This window comes from Stieleria sp., from assembly GCF_041595215.1.
GTDB lineage: Bacteria > Planctomycetota > Planctomycetia > Pirellulales > Pirellulaceae > Stieleria > Stieleria magnilauensis.
Genome location: NZ_JBFHKV010000440.1, coordinates 1 through 6,402, shown reverse-complemented (window position 1 = coordinate 6,402; position 6,402 = coordinate 1). Strand labels below are relative to the sequence as shown.

At 59.5% G+C, this 6,402-nt stretch carries 4 protein-coding genes; 1 reads left to right on the top strand and 3 read right to left on the bottom strand.

All coding sequences use genetic code 11. The annotated features are described in order from the left end of the window. Positions 1-1,663: sulfatase (locus ABX749_RS17320; RefSeq protein ID WP_372897070.1), on the top strand; the 1,663-nt coding region annotated here is incomplete at its 5' end. Positions 1,664-1,791: 128 nt separating this feature from the next. Here ABX749_RS17320 and ABX749_RS17315 read toward each other — a convergent pair. The 3 genes from ABX749_RS17315 to ABX749_RS17305 all read right to left on the bottom strand — a co-directional run. Further along, the gene (locus tag ABX749_RS17315; RefSeq protein ID WP_372897069.1) at positions 1,792-2,772 is read right to left on the bottom strand and encodes a nitrilase family protein; all 981 of its coding nucleotides are present in this window, start codon (positions 2,770-2,772) and stop codon (positions 1,792-1,794) included. A gap of 99 nt (positions 2,773-2,871) precedes the next feature. Next, complete coding sequence (locus ABX749_RS17310) at positions 2,872-5,115, bottom strand: 4Fe-4S binding protein (protein WP_372897068.1); 2,244 nt, start codon at positions 5,113-5,115, stop codon at positions 2,872-2,874. After that, positions 5,112-6,402: FMN-binding protein (locus ABX749_RS17305; protein ID WP_372897067.1), on the bottom strand; the 1,291-nt coding region annotated here is incomplete at its 5' end. The genes ABX749_RS17310 and ABX749_RS17305, both read right to left, overlap by 4 nt.

Below are 6,402 nucleotides of genomic sequence, written 5' to 3'. Positions count from 1 at the left end.
GGCGGCCGAGGGGCTGCGGTACCATCACGCGCACGTGCAGGTCGGCAATTGTTACCCTTCGCGGAACGTCATGTTCTCGGGCCGCTACCCGCACAACACGGGCGTGGAAGGGTTCTACCAAGTGAAAGATCCCGACTACCCGCACATGGTCGATCTGATGAAACAGGCCGGCTACTTCGTCGGCATTCGCGGCAAAGTATCTCACTCGACACCCTATCAGCCATACGCCTGGGACACCGATCTGACGACCCTGGACGGTGAAAAGCAGGACGTAAAAAACGCAGAGTCGTATTACAAATCGACTCGACGGGGAATCGAGATGGCAAAGGGCGCCGGGAAACCCTTTTGCCTGAACATCAACATCTCCGATCCCCACAAACCCTTCTACGCGATGGGAAAAAATGGAGCGGTCGTCGACGACAAGAATGTGCCCACCCGCGTGTTTACGCCTGATGAGGTTCCGATCCCGGGTTTTCTGTTCGATCATCCGGACGTTCGATTGGAACTGGCACACTACTATTCTTCAGTGCGTCGCGCCGACGACTGTTTCGCCGCCGTCATGAAAGCGCTCCGCGAGTCGGGGCAAGACGGCGACACCGTGGTGATTTTCCTGTCCGATCACGGCATGCCCTTGCCGTTCGCCAAGACCGCCTTGTGGAACCACAGCACACGGACGCCATGGATCGTGCGCTGGCCGGGCGTGACGAAACCGGGAACCGTCGACACGACCCACATGATCTCCGCCGTCGATCTGCTGCCGACTCTGTTGGATATCGCCGGGATCCGTCATCCCGATGGGTTTGACGGCCGATCGTTTCTGCCCACACTGCGTGGCCAGCAGCAGCCCGGCCGCAATCTGGTCTACAAGGTCTACAACGAAAACTCGGGCGGCAATCGCAGCCCCATGCGGAGCGTCCAATCCAAGCGTTTCGGTTACCTGTTCAACCCCTGGTCGGACGGTAAACGCGTCTTCCGAACCGCGACGACGGGAACCCTGACCTATCGCGCGATGGTCAAACTAGCCCCGACCGACCCGCAGATCGCTGCCCGTCTGGAATTGTTTCAACACGGCGTGCTCGAAGAGTTCTATGACTATGAAAACGATCCCGATGCACTTGTCAATCTGATCGACAACCCCGAGTACGCCGATGAGGTTGCCAAGCACCGCGCGGCGATGCGTCAATTCATGGTCGATTCCAATGACCACATCCTGCCGGCCTTCGACAACCGTGACGACAAACAACAGGTCAGTGCGTACGTCGACAAGGTGCAAGCCGAAGCGGACGCCCGGCGGGCCAACAGGCGAGGCGGAAAAGCCAAGACGAGCGGAACAGCCAAACCGAATCCCAAGCTGTTTCAAATGCAAGTCCCCGATTGGGCCACACCCGGTGCCCCGTACACCGTCTCGATCATCCACCACATTCCCAAACCGTTGGGCGAGCAAAAGTTTCACGTCACGATCAAGGACGCGGCTGGGAAGCGGATCGAGCGAATCATTCAACCCGCGTCCGGCGACGGAGAATTGAAAGTGACATTCACCCTCCCCAAAAACCTGTCGGGAAAATCCATTTCAGTCGCGGCCTTCGTCGGCGAAGAGTTCGCCAACAACCTGATGTACCGAACCGCCAGCGAGATCAAAGTCAGCCGGCAGGAGACGCCATGATGGGGCGGGCGAGAATTGTGGATGGCCGTTGGCGAGTACGTGGCGCAGGTCCTCACTAAAGTCGAAGGCCGCTTGGCCGTGAGCGCCGATTGGCCTTGAGCGCCGATTGGAATTGAGCGGTGGAGCGTTCACGTGCCAGAGTGGGCGCCATCCACTTTTGCAAAACGAACGACCCGGGTGTCTTGTTCAATGCCGGTGCGTTCGGCCAGCGGGCCGTAGAGTTCGGGGCGGCGGGATTTCAGCCAGCGACGCCCCGTGCTGGTGGCTTGAATCGAGGGATCGAGCCGGGCAACCACGATGTCGTCTCCGGCTTTCCAGGTTTCCGCCAGCGTTTCTCCGTAAGGCCCCAAGATCATCGAATTGCCGGTCCGCACTTCGTCGTCGTCCACACCGACTCCGTTGCTGAACACCACGAACAACCCGTTGTCGTGCGCCCGCGCGGGTAGCCAACGGCGCAACCACTCGCGTCCCTTGGGCCCGCGAAACTCCGCTTCAATCGCTTCGGGATTCGTTTCCCGTTGCTCCCAAAGTTGCGGATCGATCACGCCCATGCAATGCGGACTGGGCGAATTGCAGCCGCCGGTTTGATGCGGCGCGAGCAGAATCTCCGCCCCCAGCAACGCGTTCATGCGAACGTTTTCGCCGATGTTGTTGTCATAACAGATCAACACACCCACGGTCGCCCCTTGGGGAATGTCGAACACCGTGTAATCGTCTCCGCTGTCGAGGTGTTCGCTGATGAAACAGTGCAGTTTTCGATGCACGGCAACCTCGCCGTCAGGCATCGCGACGATATAGCTGTTGAACAGTCGTCCGTCGTCGCCGAGTTCGATCAGCCCGGCGCCGATGGTCATGTCCTGTCGCGCGGCAAGTTCCAGCAACGCGTCGGTGCATCGACCGCCTCGGATCGGTTCGGCGAGTTCCCTGCACTGCTCGGCCGAAAGGTTTCTCACGTGCCAATAACCGGTCAAACACATCTCGGGGAACGCGATCAAATCGACTCCCTTTGCTTTGGCTTCCGCCGTCAGCGACTCGACGCGACCAAGGTTAAACGTTTTGTCACCCGGACGATGGTTGAACTGAACGGCAGCGACGGTGATCGGATTCATTTGCGAGAGGATCGTAGGGGAAAGCGTTGGAACAAGACGCGTGAGACGACTGGCTTTGCATTGTAGCGAAACGCGGCCGCGGCAAGGCGTCTCGGACCATCACTGCGAACCCAGCGTGCCAAAGGGATCGTCATCCGACGCGTCCTCGGTCGACTCCATCGCTGGCGTTCCCGGCACGCCGAACGGAGACTCTGGTTCACCGAACGGGGATTCTGGCACGCCGAACGGTGACTCTGGCTCGCCGAACGAGGATTCCAGCTCGTTCGTTTCGGGAACAAAGTACTCCACGCTGGGCGACGCGCTGGCGCGGTCGCGAGCCTCTTGTTGTCGCAGCGCGATGTACGACCCCGACATCATCCGATCTTCTTTTCCTTCCCCCGCCTCGACGATGATTGCCGACTCGCTTAATAAACCTCGCTCCTTGACATTGATCGCATGGCAACGCGTCTGGCACAGCCCACAGCCCACGCATTGGTCGGCCAACACGACCGGCGCCGAATAGCCCGTGCCTTCGATCGGAACTCCGTTGTCGTCGACTTCCGTTCCGACCCGTTTGAATTCGATCGCGTGGTATCCCGCCGCGTTGCACTCTTGGACACAGAGATCACATTCTTCTTGACCGGCGAACGGCAGACAGGTCGACTCGTTGACGATCGCCAGGCCCATGCGAGCGACTTTCTTTTCTGCCAACGGCAACGCGCGAATCGCACCGGTCGGACAGACTTGCCCACAGGCGTTGCAACTTGATTCGCACCCCGCCCAATCGGCGTTGACCAGCGGCGACCACAATCCCTCGAGTCCTTGCTGAAATCCCTCCGGTTGCAACACATCGTTGGGACAGGCCTTGAAACACTCGCCACAGCGAATGCACATCTCCAGAAACTCTTGCTCGGGAACACTGCCCGGCGGGCGAACGGGCAAGAACGCATTGGGATCGTCCAAGCGTGCACCAAAGGCTTTCGTCGCCAATGAGACCCCAGCGCTGCCGACCACAGCCGCGGCCGTGCCACCGGCGAGCGACATGAACCCGCGTCGCCCCAATGCCGTCTCATGCGTCGGCGGATCGTTCTCGACCTTCAACTCGACCACGTTCCACCGTTCGACGAACTTGATCGCGTGCGTCGGACACACTCCGCCACAGGACTGACACATTGTGCAATCGGTGGTGCGAGTGGTGAAGTCGGGTTTGATGGCGTCAAACGGGCAGATCTCGACACACTTGTTGCAGTTGATACACGACGATTCGACCTTGCGTTCGGTGATTCGAAACAGATTTCCCAGGGAAAACACCGCTCCACTTGGGCAGACGTACTTGCACCAAAACCGCGGCCGAAAGAACCCTAAACTCAACACGCCCAAGAACATCGCGATCGAGATCAGATGGCCGATGTTCATCGCGGGAACCAAATGCCAACCGCGCAACGTTCCGGTTTGGATCGGATCAAACAGAAACAACATCCCTCGCGTGATGACGGGAATCGCCGAAACGAAGCCTGAGACCAGCACGCCGAACACCGCACACAGCAGCGTCCCGGCCAGCAGATAGTATTTGATGTGAACCCACCAACCGTCGTCGGGAACACGAAACCGCTGGACGCGTTTTCCGACCGCCCAGTCGAACAAGTCAATCGTCGTGCCCAGGGGACACAGGTAGCCGCAAAAACCTCGTGGAATCAACACGCAAACGATCAAGATCGCGGCCGCCGACACCAGCGACCAGACCCAGCTTCGCGACGCGACCGCCGTCGATAAACTGACCAGCGGATCGATCATCAAAAACGTCTCCGCCGGGATGATCTCCTTCGCCGCCAGGTTGTCGCTGTAGTGCGACGGCCACTGCTCGGCGGCGGTATTTTCCACGCCCGGAACTCCTGTCGCCGGTCGGGCATCGTAGGGCCAGCAGACATAGAAAAAAAGAACGGCGAACGTGACCAAACAGAGGGTTTGAACGATCCGCCGCACCGGAGAGGCCAGCCACGACAAACCGAAACGTCGCAACGTCTTGCGCAAGAACCCTCGCTGTTTCGACATCCTGTCGGATTGCAGCCCGTCAGGCAACAGCCAACGCAGCAACCGCCCGGTCAAGGAATGGGAGGCGTATTGATCCGGTTTGAGACGACGAAGGGCGGGTGAAAACCAATCCAGTCGCAGCACCGCGCGGCTGCCGCGATCGTAGCTGGTCAACAGTGTCAGCACGGCGGCGGCCAGCACCACGCCGGCGATCGTGACCGCCAGTGCAGACGGAACGCCGAACCGGGCCGCGATCCAGTGGTTTTCAGCCACGGCCACCAAGATTGCGGCGGCCAACAAGGCGACGGCCAGTGCCAAACCGCGTCGTTTCATCGGGTTCCCTGGGCCAGCGCCTTGGCGGTCGCGTTGACGATGGCTTGCGACGTGATCGTCGCACTGCTGGTGCCATCGATGCCCTGCACACTTTGACGGGCGACCAATTGCGCCGGCGTGTCGGTCAGCGACGAGTAGAATTGTTTCTCTTGATGGTCGGTGATTTTGACCGCTTCAAGCTTGCCGCCTGCTACCGTGACTGCCACGGAAAGCTTTCCGTTGTACCCCGTGCTACTGTCACGATAGGTGCCGTCGGCGACACGACTCACGTCCGCCTGGTCGTACAATCGAATCGTTTCGATACTTTCCTGGGCACGCGCTTTGAAACGTTTCGCGTATTCATCATTTCGAAATTGTTTCGAGGCCAGGACGCGTTGGTAATAGTCGATCGCCTCGTCGGGTCGCCCGGCAAGCCGCAACGCGTCGGCGGCCAGGATATTGGCCTGGTAATCGTTCCCCGATTTCACGAAGGCGGCTGTCAAACTCAACGCCCGATCGATCTCGCCCATGTCGCCGTACAGTTTGATCGCCGCGAGGTTCAGACGCCGTCCGCGCAGCATCTGCATCGCCATGTCCCGGTTTCCCAGACGCCAATAGCACTCGGCCAGTCGTACGCCTTGCACCTTGTCGACGGTCGCCTTGCCTTGCTGGAACCAGAACGCGGCCCGCGGATAGTCCTGCAACAACCGAAAGTAGGCGTCGCCGAGGGCGTTCATGTCACGCAGCAGCAAAACCCGGTCGTCTTTATGCAGCGCGACACAATGGTGCAGCAGTTTGATTCCCGAATGCCAGCGGCCAGGGTTTTCGTTGACGACCGACCAAATGTACTGGCCCATGTTTTTATGGCTTTGCCACGGCCCCTTGGGCGGCTTGATCGGCCAGGACAGGTCCAGCGATTTGGGATAGTCCAGCGGCACGGAATCGAACCAATCGGGCGACGTTTTCCCGGCGGCCTCGATCAGCGCCAAGACTTCTGCCTTGGAGCGTTTGACCGTCCCCGAATCGTCACCGTCTCCGTCCCCGTCATCGCCAGCCGACGACGTCGATTTCGGCGTCAAGACGAACCATTTGCCCTGGTAGGAAACACGAAAGACCTCGTCAAATCGATAGACGTTCTTGGACGACTTCGAGTCGTCGCGGGGGTCAAAATCGAATTCCTTTTCGGCTTTCCGAATGGAGGTGATGGTGCCGACCAATTTCGCGCCGTCGGCGAACTCGATCACATCCGCCGCCGTCGCGCCGCCGGCCGCAAAAACCATCATCAACAAAACCAAAGACTTCATCACG